General features: G+C 32.2%; 18 protein-coding genes and 3 tRNA genes. 17 read left to right on the forward strand and 4 right to left on the reverse strand.

Features of this window, described 5'->3' with window-relative positions; translation table 11 throughout:
- Positions 1-99: 99 nt before the first annotated feature.
- On the reverse strand, positions 100-864 hold the full coding sequence (locus MY490_RS07425; RefSeq protein WP_248268651.1) for an arylamine N-acetyltransferase family protein: 765 nt from the start codon (positions 862-864) through the stop codon (positions 100-102).
- 500 nt (positions 865-1,364) lie between these two features.
- Here MY490_RS07425 and MY490_RS07430 point away from each other — a divergent pair, with 500 nt between their 5' ends.
- The 4 genes from MY490_RS07430 to MY490_RS07445 all read left to right on the forward strand — a co-directional run bounded on the left by MY490_RS07430 (position 1,365) and on the right by MY490_RS07445 (position 5,271).
- Positions 1,365-2,354 (forward strand): sulfate ABC transporter substrate-binding protein, encoded by a 990-nt coding sequence (locus tag MY490_RS07430; RefSeq protein WP_248269335.1) that lies wholly within the window; start codon positions 1,365-1,367, stop codon positions 2,352-2,354.
- Positions 2,355-2,462: 108 nt separating this feature from the next.
- On the forward strand, positions 2,463-3,293 hold the full coding sequence (gene cysT, locus MY490_RS07435; protein ID WP_248268652.1) for a sulfate ABC transporter permease subunit CysT: 831 nt from the start codon (positions 2,463-2,465) through the stop codon (positions 3,291-3,293).
- Positions 3,294-3,295: 2 nt separating this feature from the next.
- A complete protein-coding gene (cysW, locus tag MY490_RS07440; RefSeq protein WP_248268653.1) occupies positions 3,296-4,177 on the forward strand; it encodes a sulfate ABC transporter permease subunit CysW in 882 nt (293 codons plus the stop codon).
- 11 nt (positions 4,178-4,188) lie between these two features.
- On the forward strand, positions 4,189-5,271 hold the full coding sequence (locus MY490_RS07445) for a sulfate/molybdate ABC transporter ATP-binding protein (RefSeq protein WP_248268654.1): 1,083 nt from the start codon (positions 4,189-4,191) through the stop codon (positions 5,269-5,271).
- Positions 5,272-5,331: 60 nt separating this feature from the next.
- Here the strand turns inward: MY490_RS07445 and ispG are convergent, their stop codons facing one another.
- From ispG to MY490_RS07460, 3 genes are all read right to left on the reverse strand, one after another.
- Positions 5,332-6,432, reverse strand: a complete 1,101-nt coding sequence (ispG, locus tag MY490_RS07450; RefSeq protein ID WP_056475001.1) for a flavodoxin-dependent (E)-4-hydroxy-3-methylbut-2-enyl-diphosphate synthase — start codon at positions 6,430-6,432, stop codon at positions 5,332-5,334.
- 117 nt (positions 6,433-6,549) lie between these two features.
- Positions 6,550-6,882, reverse strand: coding sequence for a hypothetical protein (locus MY490_RS07455; protein ID WP_248268655.1), 333 nt, complete (start codon positions 6,880-6,882; stop codon positions 6,550-6,552).
- A gap of 118 nt (positions 6,883-7,000) precedes the next feature.
- Positions 7,001-7,759, reverse strand: a complete 759-nt coding sequence (locus tag MY490_RS07460; RefSeq protein WP_248268656.1) for a DUF1189 domain-containing protein — start codon at positions 7,757-7,759, stop codon at positions 7,001-7,003.
- A gap of 313 nt (positions 7,760-8,072) precedes the next feature.
- Between MY490_RS07460 and MY490_RS07465 the strand changes: the two genes are divergently transcribed.
- The 13 genes from MY490_RS07465 (at position 8,073) to MY490_RS07525 (ending at position 18,606) form a co-directional block, all read left to right on the forward strand.
- Positions 8,073-8,147: transfer RNA gene (locus tag MY490_RS07465), tRNA-Asn, on the forward strand.
- 12 nt (positions 8,148-8,159) lie between these two features.
- A tRNA-Met gene (locus MY490_RS07470) sits at positions 8,160-8,236 on the forward strand.
- 12 nt (positions 8,237-8,248) lie between these two features.
- A tRNA-Ser gene (locus MY490_RS07475) sits at positions 8,249-8,338 on the forward strand.
- 207 nt (positions 8,339-8,545) lie between these two features.
- Entirely contained in the window at positions 8,546-9,154 is a 609-nt protein-coding gene (locus MY490_RS07480) for a superoxide dismutase (RefSeq protein ID WP_098844920.1), read from the forward strand.
- 117 nt (positions 9,155-9,271) lie between these two features.
- A complete protein-coding gene (locus tag MY490_RS07485; protein WP_248268657.1) occupies positions 9,272-10,489 on the forward strand; it encodes an MFS transporter in 1,218 nt (405 codons plus the stop codon).
- A 102-nt stretch (positions 10,490-10,591) separates the two neighbouring features.
- A complete protein-coding gene (locus tag MY490_RS07490; protein WP_248268658.1) occupies positions 10,592-12,760 on the forward strand; it encodes a peptidoglycan D,D-transpeptidase FtsI family protein in 2,169 nt (722 codons plus the stop codon).
- A 312-nt stretch (positions 12,761-13,072) separates the two neighbouring features.
- On the forward strand, positions 13,073-13,834 hold the full coding sequence (pstB, locus tag MY490_RS07495) for a phosphate ABC transporter ATP-binding protein PstB (RefSeq protein ID WP_248269336.1): 762 nt from the start codon (positions 13,073-13,075) through the stop codon (positions 13,832-13,834).
- 23 nt (positions 13,835-13,857) lie between these two features.
- Positions 13,858-14,511, forward strand: a complete 654-nt coding sequence (gene phoU / locus MY490_RS07500) for a phosphate signaling complex protein PhoU (RefSeq protein WP_248268659.1) — start codon at positions 13,858-13,860, stop codon at positions 14,509-14,511.
- Positions 14,512-14,648: 137 nt separating this feature from the next.
- Complete coding sequence (locus MY490_RS07505) at positions 14,649-15,635, forward strand: nucleotidyltransferase family protein (RefSeq protein ID WP_248268660.1); 987 nt, start codon at positions 14,649-14,651, stop codon at positions 15,633-15,635.
- Between the two features lie 85 nt (positions 15,636-15,720).
- The gene (rpmG, locus tag MY490_RS07510; protein ID WP_056475024.1) at positions 15,721-15,870 is read left to right on the forward strand and encodes a 50S ribosomal protein L33; all 150 of its coding nucleotides are present in this window, start codon (positions 15,721-15,723) and stop codon (positions 15,868-15,870) included.
- Positions 15,871-15,959: 89 nt separating this feature from the next.
- Positions 15,960-16,523 (forward strand): 5-formyltetrahydrofolate cyclo-ligase, encoded by a 564-nt coding sequence (locus tag MY490_RS07515; RefSeq protein WP_248268661.1) that lies wholly within the window; start codon positions 15,960-15,962, stop codon positions 16,521-16,523.
- A 193-nt stretch (positions 16,524-16,716) separates the two neighbouring features.
- Positions 16,717-17,676: an L-lactate dehydrogenase gene (locus MY490_RS07520; RefSeq protein ID WP_248268662.1), complete on the forward strand. Its 960-nt coding sequence runs from the start codon at positions 16,717-16,719 to the stop codon at positions 17,674-17,676.
- Between the two features lie 174 nt (positions 17,677-17,850).
- Positions 17,851-18,606, forward strand: a complete 756-nt coding sequence (locus tag MY490_RS07525; protein WP_248268663.1) for a M15 family metallopeptidase — start codon at positions 17,851-17,853, stop codon at positions 18,604-18,606.
- Positions 18,607-18,641: the final 35 nt, after the last annotated feature.

Consider the following 18,641-nt stretch of genomic DNA (forward strand, 5'->3'; position numbering starts at 1 on the left):
CTTCGATTACTGTTAATTTGTGCAAAATTAACTAAATTATTAGTAGCTCGAGGAGTAGAGGGAATAAGGGGAAAATGTTTTAGGGCATGGCAAAATCGGTTACTCTTTTATTTCTGCTTTTTGATGAAATAGAATATTAAAAATGGATTGCCACTCATCTTGACTTTTTATTTCAGTTATACAGATTCTATGATTTTTGGTTACTTTTAATTGGTGATCTGATAATGATATTCTTCCTTCTTTCGTTAATAAGTTGACGATTCTATATTGGGTGAATATTGTTTCATTACTAGTTTGGTAGTAATGAAATTGTTCTTCGAATTGTTTGAGCTGTTTTGGAATAATTGAAATGAAGAGTAAATCCTTCCAAGTTCCATTGAATTTTTGAAGTATGAAATTCGAATTGTCTTGTTCGAGCATTCGATAGGATCCATTTGGATCTGAGTATTCATAATGGTCACGAAGCAAGAGTGGTTCTAAAAAACCGCCACCAATTCCTACGTCTGCGAGATAGTTTTGATCGTCAATTTTTACTAATATAGATAAATGTGAGAATTCGGGATTCCAACATTGTTTTTCATCATTCCAAAATCTAGTTGATATAAATGATACATTGAAACCTAATTCTTGTAGAACTGAAAAAAGTAATGAATTCGTTTCATAACAAATTCCACCACGCTTACCTGTAGCTATTTTTTTCATAATTTCAGAAGGATTCATTGAGAGAGGTATTTGGTAGATAATATCGATATTTTCAAATGGTATTGAAAGTAAGTGGTGCTTATGAATTTGTTTTAATGAGGAATATGAAATTGTTTGGGTTTTATTTAAACGGATGTGTTTAAAATATGACTCGACTAGCATGAAATCCTCCATAAAATTTAATGTATATATTAAATATAATGAGTATACAATGAGGATCGAATAAAAAGTGAAAAATAAGAGAAATAATTTAAAATTTTCTAAAATCATAGTTGACACATAGGAATAGTATGTTTATTATTAAGCTTATATAAAAAATCAATATGGCTGATTGGAAGACCAAAGGCCCTTAACTATTTTCATTAGTTAAGGGTCTTTTTGCACTTTAAAAAGGATATTGGCAACTATGAAGAGTACTCGGGTAGCTGCCAATTATAGGAATAAAGTATAAGTGCAACTACGTCTCTGCTTCGCCTAAAAGGTTTGGCAATCGACGAGTTTTCTTTACATTTGTGCCTTAAAGGGGAGATTTTAATGTGTTGAAGTGTATGGATGGGTACAAATAAAAATCGGAAAATTGAAATTGAGAGGGGCAGATCATTGTGGGGGCAAAGAAATGGATTATTAGCTCGGTAGTTGTTGTATTAGCAGTTTCGGGAGTATTGTATGCGACCTTGAAGGATGATAAATCTGAGACTACTAATACTGAAGCAGCAAATAAAAAAGTGGAACTGTTAAATGTTTCTTATGATCCTACTCGTGAATTATATGAAAATTATAATAAGGCTTTTAGTAAATATTGGGAAAAAGAACATAACCAAACTGTAACAATTAAACAGTCTCATGGTGGTTCTGGAAAACAAGCTAGGGCAGTAATCGACGGTTTAGATGCTGATGTAGTTACACTAGCTCTTGGATATGATATTGACTCGATCAATGAAAAGGCACAACTATTATCCCCAAATTGGCAAAAAGAATTTAAATACAATTCAACTCCTTATACATCAACAATTGTTTTTTTAGTAAGGAAAGGAAATCCGAAAAATATTAAGGATTGGGATGATTTAACGAAAAAAGGAGTTCAAGTAATTACTCCAAATCCTAAAACTTCGGGTGGTGCAAGGTGGAATTATTTAGCTGCTTGGGGATATGCAGACAAAAAATATAATGGTGATGAGAATAAAGTAAAAGCGTTTATGAAGAAATTATATAAAAACGTTCCTGTATTAGATACTGGCGCACGTGGTTCTACAACTACATTTGTTGAAAAAGGAATTGGCGATGTATTAATTGCATGGGAAAATGAAGCATTACTTTCAGTGAAGGAATTAGGTGAGGGGAAATATAAAATTGAATATCCTTCGATTAGTATTCTAGCTGAGCCACCTGTTGCGGTTGTTGATAAAAATGTGAAGGAAAAGAAAACTGAAGAAGTGGCAAAGGCGTACTTATCTTATCTTTATAGCAAAGAAGGTCAAAAAATCATTGCCGAAAATTATTATCGTCCGAGAGATAAAGAGATACTAGCAAAATATAGTGAACAATATCCTAGCCTGCCATTATTAACAATTGATAAAGATTTCGGAGGATGGGATAAAGCTCAATCGAAGCATTTTGATGATGGCGGAGTATTCGACCAAATCTATCAATAATCACGTAATTGGAAAATAAGGAGGACATTGGACTTTATTGGGCGTTTTACTAGAGCCTAAGCCAAGTCTTCTTTATTTGATTTTTATTTTAAGGAGGATTGACAGAATTTGTTTAAGAAGCGGAAAAGAATCCTACCTGGATTTGGATTAACCTTTGGATTTTCAATATTATATATAAGTTTTTTTATTTTTCTCCCGGTATCGATGCTGTTCTTACATTCTTTCGATATAGGTTGGTCAAAATTTATTAAAATTGTTAGTGAACATAGAGTACTAATGTCTTATAAAGTAAGTTTTGGAACGGCCTTTATTGCTGCCATTATTAATGCTGTTTTTGGTTTATTAGTAGCTTGGGTGCTTGTACGGTATCGTTTTCCTGGAAAACGAATTGTAGATGCATTCATTGATTTACCTTTTGCATTACCGACTGCAGTTGCTGGAATTACTTTAACTACATTATATTCTCCTGATGGTTGGGTTGGAAAATTTTTCTCTTTCAAAATTGCTTATACACCACTCGGGATTATTATAGCTCTTACATTTATCGGGTTACCATTTGTAGTTAGAATGGTTCAACCTGTTCTTGAAAATTTTCAAAAAGATGTTGAGGAAGCAGCAGCAAGTCTAGGGGCAAACCGTTTTCAAATTTTTTGGAAGGTAATTTTTCCAAGCATTTTACCAGCATTATTGACGGGATTTTCTTTAGCATTCGCAAGATCCTTAGGTGAGTATGGCTCTGTCGTATTTATTTCTGGAAATATGCCAATGAAGACTGAAATTACACCATTGTTAATTATGACAAAATTAGAACAATATGATTACTCGGGTGCAACCGCACTTGCAGTTGTATTATTAGTAACCTCTTTCTTACTCTTATTGATCATTAGTATTTTTCAAAGATACGCAAATCGTGCTTTTGTTCAAGGGGGTAAAAGTTAAGAATGGAAAGAGAATATAAGATCGAAAGAAAAATAGAAGTGAATGCTAGTAACGAGAAAAAAGTAAAATTACAGGTCAATACGATTCCAATCATTTTGATTAGTATTGTCATACTTTTTTTAGCGCTATTTTTATTTCTACCATTAGTTTCAATTTTTATAAAGGCTTTACAAGATGGTTTTGGAGTTTATAAAGAAGCGATTGTAAATGATGAGACGTTAGCAGCAATTAAATTGACTTTTTTCGTAACGATTATTACGTTACCGCTTAATGCGATTTTTGGTGTTTCAATTGCGTGGGCTACAACGAAATTTAATTTTAAAGGAAAAAATATATTAGTAACTTTACTTGAACTTCCGTTTGCAGTATCACCTGTTGTAGCAGGATTTTTATTTGTTCTTTTATTTAGTCCGAATAATGGGATTTTTGGTGGATGGTTAAAGGAACATAATTTGAAAATCATTTTTTCAACCCCGGGAATTGTTTTAGCAACAATTTTTGTCACACTGCCTTTTGTAGCGAAAGAATTAATTGCAGTTATGCAAGCAACAGGGAGTGCTGAAGAAGAAGCTGCACTAACTTTGGGTGCGAACGGATGGCATATTTTTTGGAAGGTAACACTTCCGAAAATTAAATGGGGACTTTTGTATGGCGTTATATTATGCAATGCAAGAGCGGTTGGAGAATTTGGTGCTGTATCAGTTGTATCAGGACATATTCGCGGAGAAACAATTACAATGCCACTTCATATTGAAAATTTGTATAATGAGTACCAATTTCCACAAGCATATACAGTTGCGTCACTCATGTCCATTTTTGCGATTCTGACATTAGTTATTAAAAATATCATTGAATGGAAAGTTCTAAAGGAAGAGAAACAATAGGAGAGGATTGTATGTCAATTAAAGTTTCAAATGTAATGAAAAGTTATGAAAATGAAACTGCCTTAAAAGGAATTGATTTAAATATTAAAAAAGGGGAATTGGTTGCTTTATTAGGTCCATCCGGGTCGGGTAAAACAACATTGTTGCGAATAATTGCCGGATTAGAAAATCCAGATTTGGGTGAAATATTTTTTGAAGATCAGGATGTAGCAAATGTGCAGGTAAAAGAAAGAAATGTAGGATTTGTATTCCAGCATTATGCTTTATTTCAGCATATGACTGTTTTTGAAAATATTGCATTTGGTTTAAAAGTTAGACCAAGAGCTACCCGTCCTTTAAAAAGAAAAATTAATGAGAAAGTGATGGAATTACTCTCACTAGTAAAATTAGAAAGCTTTGCAAATCGATTTCCTTCTCAATTATCTGGTGGACAAAGACAACGCGTTGCATTAGCTAGAGCATTAGCTGTTGAACCAAGTGTATTATTATTAGATGAACCATTTGGGGCATTAGATGCAAAAGTTCGAAAGGATCTAAGAAGATGGTTACGTAAACTCCATGATGAAATTCATATTACGAGTATATTTGTAACGCATGATCAAGAGGAAGCGCTAGAAGTTGCAGATCGAGTTGTCATTATGAATGGTGGGACAATTGAACAAATCGGAACACCTGAAGAAGTTTATCATACACCAGCAAGTCCGTTTGTTTATGATTTTCTTGGCAAAGTAAATTTATTTCATGGAAGGATAAATAAGGGAAGCTTAATAAGTGGAGGATTAGAAATCCCATTACCAGAACTAGTTGAGCAAGAACATAAAGAACATAAAGAGATTACGGGGTATGTTCGTCCCCATCAAATTACAATTGAAAAATTTGAAACAAATCAAACATCGATCAGTGCAATCGTAACCCATATTCATGCTGTTGGACCGATCGTATATGTGGAAGTTCTACGGGAGGATACAAATGATTATGTTGAAATCGAACTCATGAACGAATTATTTTACGAACTAAAAATTCAACTTGGAGAAAGGGTATTTGTCCGTCCTAATGAATTGAAAGTATTTATTCCTCAAGATTATTCGATTTGAGAAAGATAGGAAAAGAATAAAAAAGGTTAAGGAGCAGTGTCCTTAACCTTTTTGTTATTATTAACCTTTTGCTGCTTCTAGTTCAGCTAGTTTTTCTTTGGCAATGATGTCGATTTCGCGTTTTAGTTCTTCAACCATTGTTGCTTCTGGTACTTTACGTACGATTTCCCCGTGACGGAATAGTAATCCTTCACCACGAGCTCCAGCAATACCAATGTCTGCTTCGCGTGCTTCACCAGGACCGTTTACTGCGCATCCAAGTACGGCAACTTTAATTGGTACTTTTAGTGTCGAAATGTATTCTTCAACATCATTTGCGATACTAATAAGGTCAATTTCGATACGACCACATGTAGGACATGAAATTAATGTTGCAGCATTTGAAGATAAACCGAAAGATTTAAGTAATTCTCTTGCAACTTTTACTTCTTCAACTGGATCTGCGCTTAATGAGATACGCATTGTATTTCCGATCCCTTTACTAATGATTGCACCTAAACCAGCAGCACTCTTAACTGTACCAGCAAACAAAGTACCAGATTCAGTAATACCTAAATGTAAAGGATAATCGAAAGCTTTTGATGCTTTTTCATATGCTTCAATTGCAAGGTTTACATCTGATGCTTTCATCGAAACGATGATGTCATGGAAATCTAAATCTTCAAGGATTTTAATATGATGTAATGCACTTTCAACCATTCCATCAGCAGTTGGGTAACCGTATTTCTCTAAGATTCGTTTTTCTAATGAACCAGCATTAACACCGATACGAATCGGAATTCCTTTAGCTTTAGCAGCATTTACTACTGCCTCAACTTTTTCTTTACGACCGATATTACCTGGATTAATTCTTATTTTATCTACTCCGCCTTCAATTGCTTTTAAGGCTAATTTATAATCAAAGTGTATATCTGCAACAAGTGGTATGTTAATTTGTTTTTTTATATCGGCAATTGCATTTGCAGCTCTTTCGTCTGGTACTGCAACTCGAACAATCTGACATCCAGCTTCTTCAAGTCGTTTAATTTCTGCAACTGTTGCTTCAACATCGTGTGTTTTTGTCGTTGTCATACTTTGGATTGAGATTTCATTTGCTCCACCAACAACTACATTACCTACTTTAACTGCACGTGTTTTACTTCTATGTGTAATTTCGTTCACGAGTAACTCGCTCCTTCAAAAATAACTTTATTTCTATTTTTTATAAATCTACATTATCATATTTTCTTCATGATTACTCATTTTATCAACTGGTTCTAAAGAAATATATCACAAATTTTATTTTTGTGAAGAGTAAATTGGGAATTTATATGATTTTCCACTTTGAATTTTAGTAGGTGAAAGTCCATTGTTTAATGCGCTAAAATCTTTTGTAATTTGGCTAATTGGCTGGTTAAAATCAGGATTAAGGTCTTCAATAATTCCTAAAACAGTGTCACCGTTTTTAACTTGAATTTTCTCATATTTTGGAAGTGAGGTTGATTTTGTTTCAGATTTTGTGGCTTTTGCCACTGTAGCAATATGTTTAGTTGGGATTGTCCCTACTTGTAGGTCAAAGAATATTATATATGCAAGCAATAAAGAACCTAGTAAAAAAGCTATTTTTTTCATTAATAATCACTCCTTTTGTAGACTATATGCTTGTCCACAACGAATATTCCTACTAGGAGCTTGGACTAATAAATATTTTAGCAAAAAAAAAGAAGTGTGAAACACACTTCATCAAACATTATTTTTTAGAAGGTAAATTTTTAATTGTTAATGTGAACATAGCAACTGTTATTAAAATAAAAATTAAAGTTTGGAATAGAATATTTATTTTCAATAATCCGAGCAATAAATAAATAACAGTAGGTAGTGTTAAGCTATACGAAACAATGGCAAAGCGTTGTCTGAAAGGCAAGTGCTTAGTCGACTTAAATAAAGCTGTTAAAAACGCTAATAATGTAGCAACTATAAATATGAAAATACTGTAACCCAAATAAAATAAGAAAAATAACGCGATTAAGACTACTGGAAGTGCTTCTTTTATATTTTCAATAAATTTTGTAACTTTGGCTTTATTTATTACACCTGATTTTAATGAAGGGTAAGGGAAATCTTGCTCACCTTTATCATTTTTCATAATTATTCTATTTTTTAATACAACAAATGCATACTGTTCATTTTTTAATTTTGTAGGTATAACTGTTTCATTTGGATAAAAAGCATATTTATATTCGCCAATATTTCGTTCAAATGGAGTATTGTCATTTATTGTTATTGATCCTTTGCTTAAAGAAATTGTCTGAACATTATCTTTAAGCAAATCAGAAAAATTGTTCACCTGAAGCTTCACATCTTTTACTAATGAAAAGAATCCAGGAAGAGTATATAAAATTGCAAGTAGGAAAAGAAAAAAGATTGTTTTACCGATTTTTTGGAGTCTAAATCTTAATATTGTTTTTGGCGAGTATAAACTAAACCAAAATTGTTTAAATATATTCATAAACTCATCCTTTCTTTTTTATGTTATTTCACTTCCCGAAATTTATTATGTAACTTTCGGGCTATTTTGTATATTATAATCTTTTTTTGGTAATTGAATATTAAACTTTAATTAGAATGATAAGAGTAAATAAGAAGAGAAGGACAATGACTTTAGAATCGAAAGTGAGTTTTGCTTTTAAATATAGATAAAACAATTTTTTCACTTAAAAATAGTTAATATAAATTAATAATCAAAAAAAATAATAAAAAGTGTTGACCTCTAGTTTAGAATATGATAAATTAAATATTGTCTTAAGGACAATACGAATTATTCCGCAGTAGCTCAGTGGTAGAGCACTCGGCTGTTAACCGAGTGGTCGTAGGTTCGAATCCTACCTGCGGAGCCATTTATATAGTTTGGCGGTGTAGCTCAGCTGGCTAGAGCGTACGGTTCATACCCGTGAGGTCGTGGGTTCGACTCCCTCCGCCGCTACCAATATTTTATTATGGAGTAATACCCAAGTCCGGCTGAAGGGATCGGTCTTGAAAACCGACAGGGGTGTAACAGCCCGCGGGGGTTCGAATCCCTCTTACTCCTTAATTAGTGAAAAAAGTCTTCAACTTTCATGTGGAAGACTTTTTTCGTTTTTTAATCTTCTATGATCCACATTGCTTAAATAATTTTCTTCCAAAAATTAATCTTTTTTACTTTCTTTCCCTTTTCTGAGCATTACTATTGAAATCTTTCAGTATATTTGATAACTTTAAATTGAAATTCACTATTATCTTTGGGAGGAAATAAAAAATGTCAAAATTTGAATTACCACAATTACCTTATGCATATGATGCATTAGAGCCACACTTTGATAAAGAAACAATGAATATTCACCACACTCGTCATCACAATACATATGTAACAAACTTAAACGCTGCTTTAGAAGGTAAAGAAGTAGCTGCTTCTTCAATTGAAGAATTAATTTCTAACTTAGATGCACTTCCAGAGGGTATCCGTACAGCTGTACGTAACAATGGTGGTGGACATGCTAACCATAGCTTATTCTGGACTTTATTAACTCCAGAAGGCACAGGCACTCCAGTTGGTGAAGTTGCTGAAGCAATTAACGCTAAATTCGGTAGCTTAGATGAGTTTAAAGCTGCTTTCACTCAAGCTGCATTAACTCGTTTCGGTTCTGGTTGGGCTTGGTTAGTAGTAAACAATGGTGAGTTAGAAGTGACTAGCACAGCTAACCAAGATTCACCTCTAATGGAAGGTAAAACTCCTATCTTAGGTTTAGATGTATGGGAGCATGCTTACTACTTAAACTACCAAAACAAACGCCCAGACTACGTAGGTGCATTCTGGAATGTAGTAAACTGGGAAAAAGTAGAAGAGTTATACCAAGCTGCTAAATAATTTATAAAAAATGAACACTACTTAATTTAATTAAGTAGTGTTTTTTTTTATGTTAAAAAAAAGGATAAATTTTCATTTACTCGGAAAACTAGTTCATGAGACAAAGGAGAGTATAGTATGAGTAAGTGGAAATTTTTAATAGGTGACGTAGATTTAAATAAAGACTTAATTCTTTTACTGAGTGTCGGTGGATTGTTTACTTTAGCGACAGCTTTATCTAGCACATTTGTAAATGTTTATTTGTGGAAGCAATCAAATAATTATTTACCAATTGCTTCTTACCAATTTTCGATCGCATTTTTTCAAGCTCTTACATTTGTAATAGCAGGCAGATTAGCTAAAACAATTGATCGAGTTTTTATTTTAAGAGCTGGTATTTCTTTTTTGGCAATATTCTACATAGTCGTTTTACTATTTGAAACGAAGACATTATTAGCAACAATTTTAATTGGAGCGATTTTAGGGGTAGGTAATGGCTGTTACTATTTAGCGTTTAACTTATTAACGTTTGAAGTTACAGAACCTGAAACTAGACAATTTTTTAATGGTTTCTTAGGGCTAATTAATTCGTTCACGGGAATGCTCGGTCCATTTATAGCTGGAGCGATTATTTCTTCAATGATTGGAAATAAAGGTTACCATTTTGTGTTTCTTGCTGCCGTTATTTTATTTATATGTGCAGTGGCCTTAAGTTGTTTCTTAGTTAGACGGGAACTTGATAGTGAGTTCAATATTAAGCGCGTCATTCAAGAAAGAAAATTAAATGAAAATTGGCGGAAAGTAACATATGCTAATTTCTTTCAGGGGATTCGTGAAGGGATTTTTGTGTTTGTTATTTCAATTTATATTTTCTTATCCACAGGAAGTGAATTTGCATTAGGGAAATACGGATTAATTACATCGTTAATTAGCTTTATTACCTATTATATTGTTACTAGAATTATAAAGGAAAATTTTAGAATGAAAGCTATATTTATTGGTGGTTTTTTACTATTTTGCGCTGTTTTTGTAATCGCTTTTAAAGTTTCATTTCCTTTATTAATCATTTACGGTGCAATAATTTCTTTAGCATATCCAATCATTTTAGTACCTTACTTATCTTTAACATATGATATAATAGGAAAATCGTATAAGGCCAGGGAATATAGAGTTGAATATATCGTTATACGTGAAGTGTATTTAAATAGCGGTAGAATGCTTTCTATTGCCGTGTTCATTGTTTGTACATCACTATTCCAACCAGAACAAGTTATTCCATTATTAATGTGTTTGTTTGGTGCAGGACACCTTTTGGTCTATTTCGTAATGAGGAAATTAGAATATAAGCATGCTTAAGTATTTTCACTAAATTGTCAAAAACTTAGCAGTGATTCCTTTTTCAAATCATTAAAATATTAATATGTAGAATAAGTAATTGTAGAAAAAAGAGGAGAAAAAATGAATAAGCCTAAGAAATATAAAATCACATTACCAACACGACTGAATACACTATTTTTTCTTGTGTTTGTCTTATTTTCATTTTTAATTCTAAGATTAGGTGTCGTACAAATTGTTAAAGGTGAAGACTATAAATTAGAATTAGAGCGTACAGAAAATATGACCGTCGATCAAGCTGTACCAAGGGGAAAAATTTTAGATCGTAATGGAAAGGTTGTCGTAGATAATACGCCTTTACGTACAATTACGTATACAAGAAAAAAAGGGACAACTTCAGGTGAGTTATTAACAATGGCTACAAAGTTAAAAAGTTATCTTAAGATGCCAACTAATAAAATAACTGAACGAGATAAAAAAGATTATTGGTTATTAACAAATCCTAAAGATGCAAAAAATCTAATCTCAAAAGAAGAGAATAAAACACTAAAAGCCCAAAATAAAGATGATGACCCTGCTTACAATAAAGCTTACTATAATTTACAGCTTGATAAAATTTCAGCAGATGATATCAATTCACTTAGTGCAAATGACTTACAAATCCTTGCAATTTACAAGCAAATGAGTGCTGGTTATGCACTAACTCCACAAACAATTAAAAGTGAGGGAGTTACTGAAAAAGAATATGCAACAGTTAGTGAACATTTGGATGAGCTCCCAGGTGTAGATGTAACGACAAATTGGGAAAGAAAATACGTTTATGGTGATACGTTCCGAACAATTTTAGGAAATATTACTTCCGAAAAAGAAGGATTACCTGCTCAAAATGTCGATTATTATTTAGCACGTGGTTATGACCGTAATGATCGTGTAGGAAAAAGTTATATTGAAAAGCAGTATGAAGATGTTTTACGTGGTACAAAAGGTAAGGCACAAAATGTTATTGATTCAAATGGAAATGTTGTTGATACGAAAGTGATTACAGAAGGGGAGCCTGGAAGTGATTTAGTACTATCAATTGATATTGAACTTCAAGGTAAGGTTGATGAAATAGTTAAAAGAGAGCTTTTAAAAGCTAAAGCAACGTCAAATGGTCGATATTTGGATCGTGCATTTGTTACGATGATTAACCCAAAAACGGGTGAAATTTTAGCAATGTCTGGTAAGCAAATTGTTAAAGACAAAAAGACAGGAAAAAATAAAATTGTAGATTACGCAACGGGAAACCTTACTTCCTCTTATGAGATGGGTTCAACTGTAAAGGGTGCAACCCTTTTAACTGGTTATCAAACAGGAGCCATTACTCCAGGGCAAAGGCAATTCGATACACCGATTAAAATTGCGGGTACACCAGTAAAAGCGTCATATAAAAACTTCGGCTGGATTAATGATTTAGATGCCTTAAAGTATTCATCAAACGTTTATATGTTCAGAACAGCTATGGCTATCGGACATGCACATTACGTAGAGAATAGGCCTTTAGATATCGACGTAAAAGCGTTTGATACATTCCGAAATAGTTTCAGTCAATTCGGACTTGGCGTTAAAACTGGAATTGATTTACCAAATGAAGCAATTGGATTTAAAGGTGTAGACAAAAGCCCAGGTTTCCTACTAGATATGGCGATTGGGCAGTATGATACTTATACTCCACTTCAATTAGCTCAATATGTATCTACAATCGCAAATGGAGGGTATAGAATTCAACCACATGTTGCGAAAGAATTAAGACAACCTTCAATCGGTGAAGATAGTGGAGTCATTAGACAAGAAATTAAACCTAAAGTATTAAACCGTATTGATATGAAACAATCATACATCGATCATGTTAAACAAGGTTTAATCAAAGTATATAATGAAACTGGTGGTACTGCTCACAAATATTTCACAGGCGTAGACTATAAAATAGCCGGTAAAACAGGTACAGCCCAATCTGTATACGACGGTCCAGATCGAAAAAAATACAATGGACCACAAAAAACTTATAATGAAACATTGATGGGATATGCTCCATATGACAATCCTGAAATTGCCTTTGTAGTAGTAGTTCCTTGGTTACAAACTGACCAAGCGCCAGTAAATAAATACATTGGCAGAGATATTATGGATGAATACTTTAAATTGAAAAAAGAGAGACAATCAATTTATAATGACGAACCAAAAGACATTTTAAATAATCAAGACAATCAAGATAGTCAAGATAACCAAGAGACTCAAAATAAAAATCAATAAGAAGAGAAGGGATTAAACCCTTCTCTTTTTTATGTGGAAAACTCCTTTTCTTAACCCTTCCTTCAACTTCTGAACTTATTTACATAATCTTTACATTCGGTTAAAACAGGTTTAATAGTTTGAGAATATGATTATTCATGTAAGAACTAGTGAATTTTAACGATTATAAAATTTATCTATTGTTTAGTTAATATTTTATAGATTAAAATAGAAAGCTTCCTTTAGGATGAGAGGGGATCGAAAGTTATGACAATGACATTAAATAGAGAGAATATTATTAAAAACGATGATCTTGAAGAGACAAATAAAAACATGAAAAAATCAATTGTATATGATACTCAAGATTTAAATTTATGGTATGGACAAGATAAAGCATTAAAAAATATAAATTTAAGTATTTATGAGAATGAAGTTACTGCGATTATTGGACCTAGTGGATGTGGTAAATCGACCTATTTAAAAACGTTAAATCGTATGGTTGAGTTAGTTCCTTCAGTTCGAACAGAAGGGAAGATTCTTTACCGCGAACAAGATATTTTCGATAAAAACTATCCTGTTGAAGAATTAAGAACACACGTAGGAATGGTATTCCAAAAGCCAAATGTATTCCCTAAATCAATTTGGGAAAACGTTGCATATGGACCGAAAATACATGGTATTAAAGATAAAGCTACATTAAATCAGATTGTTGAACAAAGTTTAAAAGGTGCAGCTATTTGGGATGAGGTTAAAGATCGTTTGCATGAGAATGCTTTTGGTCTTTCAGGAGGGCAACAACAACGTTTATGTATCGCACGCTGTTTAGCAATTGAGCCAGATGTTATTTTGATGGATGAACCAACGTCAGCGCTAGATCCTATTTCAACTTTAAAAGTTGAAGAGTTAATTCACGATTTAAAGAAAGATTTTAGTATTATTATTGTTACGCATAACATGCAACAAGCAGCTCGTGTTTCTGATAAAACTGCATTCTTTTTAAGCGGTGAAGTAGTTGAGTTCTCGGATACAAATAAACTGTTCTCAACACCTAAAGATAAACGTACTGAAGATTATATTACTGGACGATTCGGATAATAGAAGGGAACAGGTGAAAAGCGATGAGAAATCAATTTGAAGCAGACTTAAGATCATTACAAGAAATGATTATCGAATTGGCTGAGAAAACAAAAAAAGCAGTCATTAAAAGTATGGAAGCATTTCGTACGGAAAATATTGAATTAGCTTTAGAAGTAATTGACGAAGATGATCGCATTAATAAGTTAGAAAAAGAAGTAAATGAATTAATTTTAGTGATTATTACAAGACAACAACCAGTTGCTGTCGACTTAAGAAGAAATTTAACTGCTATTAAGATTGCTCATGATCTTGAACGAGTTGCAGATTATGCAGTAAATATTGCAAAATCTACAATTCGTATTCGTAGTCGTCAAGAAAACTTACCATTAGAGAATATTGAAAAGATGCATGAACTTGGCTTAGATATGTTAACAAAAGCTTCAGAAGCATACCGAACAGAAGATTTACAAGCTGCCAAGGAGATTGGTGAAATTGACGATTTAGTTGATGAACTATATGGAACAACTGTTAGAACTCTAATGACAAGTATTGCAAATTCACCTGAGCATGTATCAAATATCATGCAAATGGCATTTATTTGCAGATATCTTGAAAGAATTGCAGATTATGCAACAAATATTGCAGAGAATATTTATTATTTAGTTAAAGGGAAACATTATTTATTAAATCAATAATATAAGACTATAGTTTAAAATAATTAAATGAATTAAATGGGGTGTTCAGACAAAATTTACCTGAATGCCCTTTTGTCATATTTATGTAATATTAAGCATACTTCTTTAACTAGTATAAGATATTGAGGTGGTAATAAATGAAGGTTGTTATTTTAGCTGGAGGATACGGTCAAAGGCTTTTACCAATTACTAACAACATTCCTAAGCCACTATTACCAATCGCAAATAGAGCGGCAATTGAGCATTTAATATTACATTTAACTAGACTTGGGTTTAAAGAATTTATCATTCAGCTTCATTATATGTCCCAAGCAATTATCGAGACAATCAATGCAATGAAATTAAAAAATGTTTCAATTGATTATATTATAGAAGAAAAAAGTTTAGGGTCTGCTGGCTGTTTAAGACTTTCTAAGCATTTTCTTCATGAACCCTTTCTAGTAGTGAATGGTGATATTTTATTTGACGGCGATATTAGAGATGCATTAAAAACTCATTTAGAAAGTAAAAGTAGATTTTCTATGTTTGTAAAACAAGTTGATAAGTGTGGGTCATACGGGAATGTAAAAGTGAAAAATGGACAAATAATCGATTTTATAGAAAAGCCGAATGAAGGTAGTGAGATTAGTAAATTAGTTAATACTGGAATTTATATTATGAATCCTGAATTATTATATCAAATTCCAGAAAATCGTTATTTTGACATTAGTAATGATCTGATTCCTTTAATGTTAAAAAAAAATATCTGTTTAAATGCTTTTCATTTAAAAGGTTACTGGATTGATTATGGGACGCCTAGAAGATTTGCAAAGCTAAACGTAGATTGGATTGAAGAGAAATTAAACTTACCTATTCCTGCTGTTCAAATATTACCAAGAATCTTTTTAGGTGAGCATGTAACGATAAATAATAATGTGAAGATTGTTTCTCCAGTTATTATTGGGAATGATGTTACGATTGAAGAGAACTGTATAATCGGCCCATATGTATCAATTAGTTCTAATATTCGAATCAGTCAAGGCAGTGTATTACATCATCAAGCTGTCTTTCAAAAATATACTCTGAATTATGAGAATAAGTTTGTACATAATTCAATAAAAAAAATATCAAAAGAAATACATTGAATCACTAAAAAGTATGGAAATTATCGCGAAAGAATGTTATTATATACAAGTCTGATTATGTCACTATGTCAGGAGGGAAAATAAAATGCGCGTAAATATTACATTAGCATGTACAGAATGCGGAGATCGTAACTACATCACTACTAAAAATAAACGTAATAACCCAGACCGTCTTGAGCTTAAAAAATATTGCCCAAGACTTAAAAAAGTTACAGTTCATCGCGAAACAAAGTAAACAGTAGGAATTTTCCTACTGTTTTTTTTATGTTTAAATAATTATAATTTTAATTAGAAACTCGATCCTTACCTAAGGAGGCCATTATTATGGAAAAAAAAGAAATTAGAAATTCGATGATGAAAAACTTGAAAAATATTTCAGCATCAGAAAGAGATGAAAAGTCAAAACAAATTATAGAAAAATTATTAAATACAGAACAAATGAAGAGTGCAGATATTATAGCAACAACAATGCCAATGGAGCATGAAATAAATACTAAGTATTTAATCACTGCTTGTTGGAAAAAGAATAAATCAGTTGTTGTCCCTAAATGCAACCATGAGACTAGAAAAATGCATTTTTACAAAATCAATTCATTTGATGATTTAAAGAAAGGTTATTTTGGAATACAAGAGCCGATAGAAGAAAAATGCGTGGAAATAAGAAAAGAACTTATTGATTTAATAATTGTGCCTGGAGTAGCATATACAAAAAATGGTGAGCGACTAGGATATGGTGGTGGTTATTATGATCGCTATTTAGAAGATTATAATAAACAACTTTTAGCCTTAGCTTATGACATTCAAATTATTGATGAATTACCAATAGAAAAACATGACATTAAGATGCCGTTGGTTTTAACAGAATCAAGAATAATAGAAGTGATTTAATAAGTGCATAATGTGACACGATTTGTTCGAAAATAGATAAGACTGAATTGGAGTCTTATTGAAAAAATTAAATTTGTGCAGACTAATATTGTAACAAGTTTGTAAAAAGTATCACAAACTTAGAGTGGAAATACATATATAATAAAGAAGTCCCAATTACTTACACTTTTAAAACACAAATGAGGTGGATATTATGTTACACAAAGAAATAAATCGTGTCGCACTTATCGGAACAGGTGCAGTTGGAGCTAGCTATGCTTTTGGTATGTTAAATAAAGGTGTTGCCGAAGAATTAGTTATGATTGATTTAAATAAAGATAAAGCGGAAGGGGACGCAATGGATTTAAATCATTGCCTGCCTTTTGTAGATTCTAGAACAAAAATTTGGGCTGGAGATTATAGTGATTGTAAAGATGCGAGTTTAGTCGTCATTACTGCTGGAGCAGCTCAAAAACCTGGAGAAACTCGCTTAGATTTAGTTGCAAAAAATTGTGCTATCTTTAAAGGAATCATTGGAGATATTATGGCTTCAGGATTTGACGGTATCTTTTTAATTGCTACAAATCCAGTAGATATTTTAACTTATGCGACTTGGAAATTTTCAGGATTACCAAAAGAAAGAGTAATCGGATCTGGTACTAGTTTAGATACTGCACGTTTTAGATATATGCTCGGTGATTATTTTAATGTTGACGCAAGAAATATCCATGCTTATATTATCGGCGAACATGGTGATAGTGAACTACCAGTTTGGTCTAAAACAAATGTTGGTACCTCACCAGTTCACCATGTATTAAAGAAAAATCCAAAATACAGCCAAAGAGAGCTTGATGAAATCTTTTTAAATACACGTGATGCCGCATATCACATTATAAAGAAAAAAGGTGCAACATACTATGGAATTGGAATGGGCTTAGTTAGATTAACAAAAGCGATTCTAAAAAATGAAAATAGTATTATTACGGTTTCTGCATATTTAGATGGACAATATGGAGAACACGATATATATATTGGCGTTCCAGCAGTAATTAATCGTGGTGGAATTCGAGAAGTTGTTGAACTAGATTTAAATGAATTAGAGCAACGTCAGTTTAAAAACTCTGTAGACACTTTAAGAAAAACAATGGAACCTGTTTTACGAAACGAAAATTAAGTGAGTGATGATAATTTTTAGCAAACACTAGTAAAGTTTTTCAGAAAAATATTATGAGTTCATCTTTAGAAAAGACCTCTTTCTATTTGAAAGAGGTCTTATTGTATAGATTATTTGAAAAATATGCCAACTTTTAATATTGTAAAAGTAACAATAAGATTTAAGGAGGTAATTTTGAAAAAAATCAATAGTAAGATCTCATGGTTATTAATAGTAATATTCATTATTGGACTAGCTCTATTTTTTGGAAACCAAAATTTTTTTAATAATCATCTAAAAAAGACTAAAGAGACTTCTTTGAGTTTTCCTAACTACGATGATACAGCAATCGAAGCTGAAAATGGATTATTAGCTGTAACAAATCCTACATCTAATTTAGTATTAGTTAATAAAGAAAGAAAGCTACCAGATGGGTATGAACCGCCTGATCTAGTATATCCAGTCGTTCCTTTACATGGAGTAAACAAAGATAAGACATTAATGAGAAAAGAGGCGGCACATGCTTTAGAAAAATTATTTGAAAGAGCAGAAGCAGATGGCATAAAGCTTACTCCAGTTTCCGCATATCGCTCTTTTGATCGACAAAAAAGCTTGTATAATTATTATGTGCAAATTCATGGTGAAGATTGGACTCAATCTTTTAGTGCTGTTCCTGGTACAAGCGAACATCAAACTGGTTTATCAATAGATGTATCCTCTCCAAACTTCGGTAACAAGCTTGAACAAGGATTTGGAGAAACGAAAGAAGGAACTTGGCTTGCAGACCATGCGCATGAATTTGGATTTATCATTCGTTATCCAGAAGACAAAGTAGATATTACTGAATACAATTATGAACCATGGCATATAAGATATCTCGGGATAAAATACGCTACATATTTATATAAAAATGATTTAGCTTTAGAAGAAGTAATAAAGCCTAAAAAATAATTGTAAATTCCTACAAAATAAATGGTTTGTTTGGT

This window comes from Gottfriedia acidiceleris (genome assembly GCF_023115465.1).
Taxonomy (GTDB): domain Bacteria; phylum Bacillota; class Bacilli; order Bacillales; family Bacillaceae_G; genus Gottfriedia; species Gottfriedia acidiceleris_B.

Coding starts and splice junctions, on each gene's coding strand:
- rpmG (WP_056475024.1), top strand. CDS start 15,721: ATGCGCGTAAATATTACATTAGCATGTACAGAATGCGGAGATCGTAAC.
- MY490_RS07515 (WP_248268661.1), top strand. CDS start 15,960: ATGGAAAAAAAAGAAATTAGAAATTCGATGATGAAAAACTTGAAAAAT.
- MY490_RS07485 (WP_248268657.1), top strand. CDS start 9,272: ATGAGTAAGTGGAAATTTTTAATAGGTGACGTAGATTTAAATAAAGAC.
- cysW (WP_248268653.1), top strand. CDS start 3,296: ATGGAAAGAGAATATAAGATCGAAAGAAAAATAGAAGTGAATGCTAGT.
- MY490_RS07505 (WP_248268660.1), top strand. CDS start 14,649: ATGAAGGTTGTTATTTTAGCTGGAGGATACGGTCAAAGGCTTTTACCA.
- MY490_RS07480 (WP_098844920.1), top strand. CDS start 8,546: ATGTCAAAATTTGAATTACCACAATTACCTTATGCATATGATGCATTA.
- phoU (WP_248268659.1), top strand. CDS start 13,858: ATGAGAAATCAATTTGAAGCAGACTTAAGATCATTACAAGAAATGATT.
- MY490_RS07455 (WP_248268655.1), bottom strand. CDS start 6,882: ATGAAAAAAATAGCTTTTTTACTAGGTTCTTTATTGCTTGCATATATA.
- MY490_RS07490 (WP_248268658.1), top strand. CDS start 10,592: ATGAATAAGCCTAAGAAATATAAAATCACATTACCAACACGACTGAAT.
- MY490_RS07520 (WP_248268662.1), top strand. CDS start 16,717: ATGTTACACAAAGAAATAAATCGTGTCGCACTTATCGGAACAGGTGCA.
- MY490_RS07425 (WP_248268651.1), bottom strand. CDS start 864: ATGCTAGTCGAGTCATATTTTAAACACATCCGTTTAAATAAAACCCAA.
- pstB (WP_248269336.1), top strand. CDS start 13,073: ATGAAAAAATCAATTGTATATGATACTCAAGATTTAAATTTATGGTAT.
- MY490_RS07445 (WP_248268654.1), top strand. CDS start 4,189: ATGTCAATTAAAGTTTCAAATGTAATGAAAAGTTATGAAAATGAAACT.
- MY490_RS07460 (WP_248268656.1), bottom strand. CDS start 7,759: ATGAATATATTTAAACAATTTTGGTTTAGTTTATACTCGCCAAAAACA.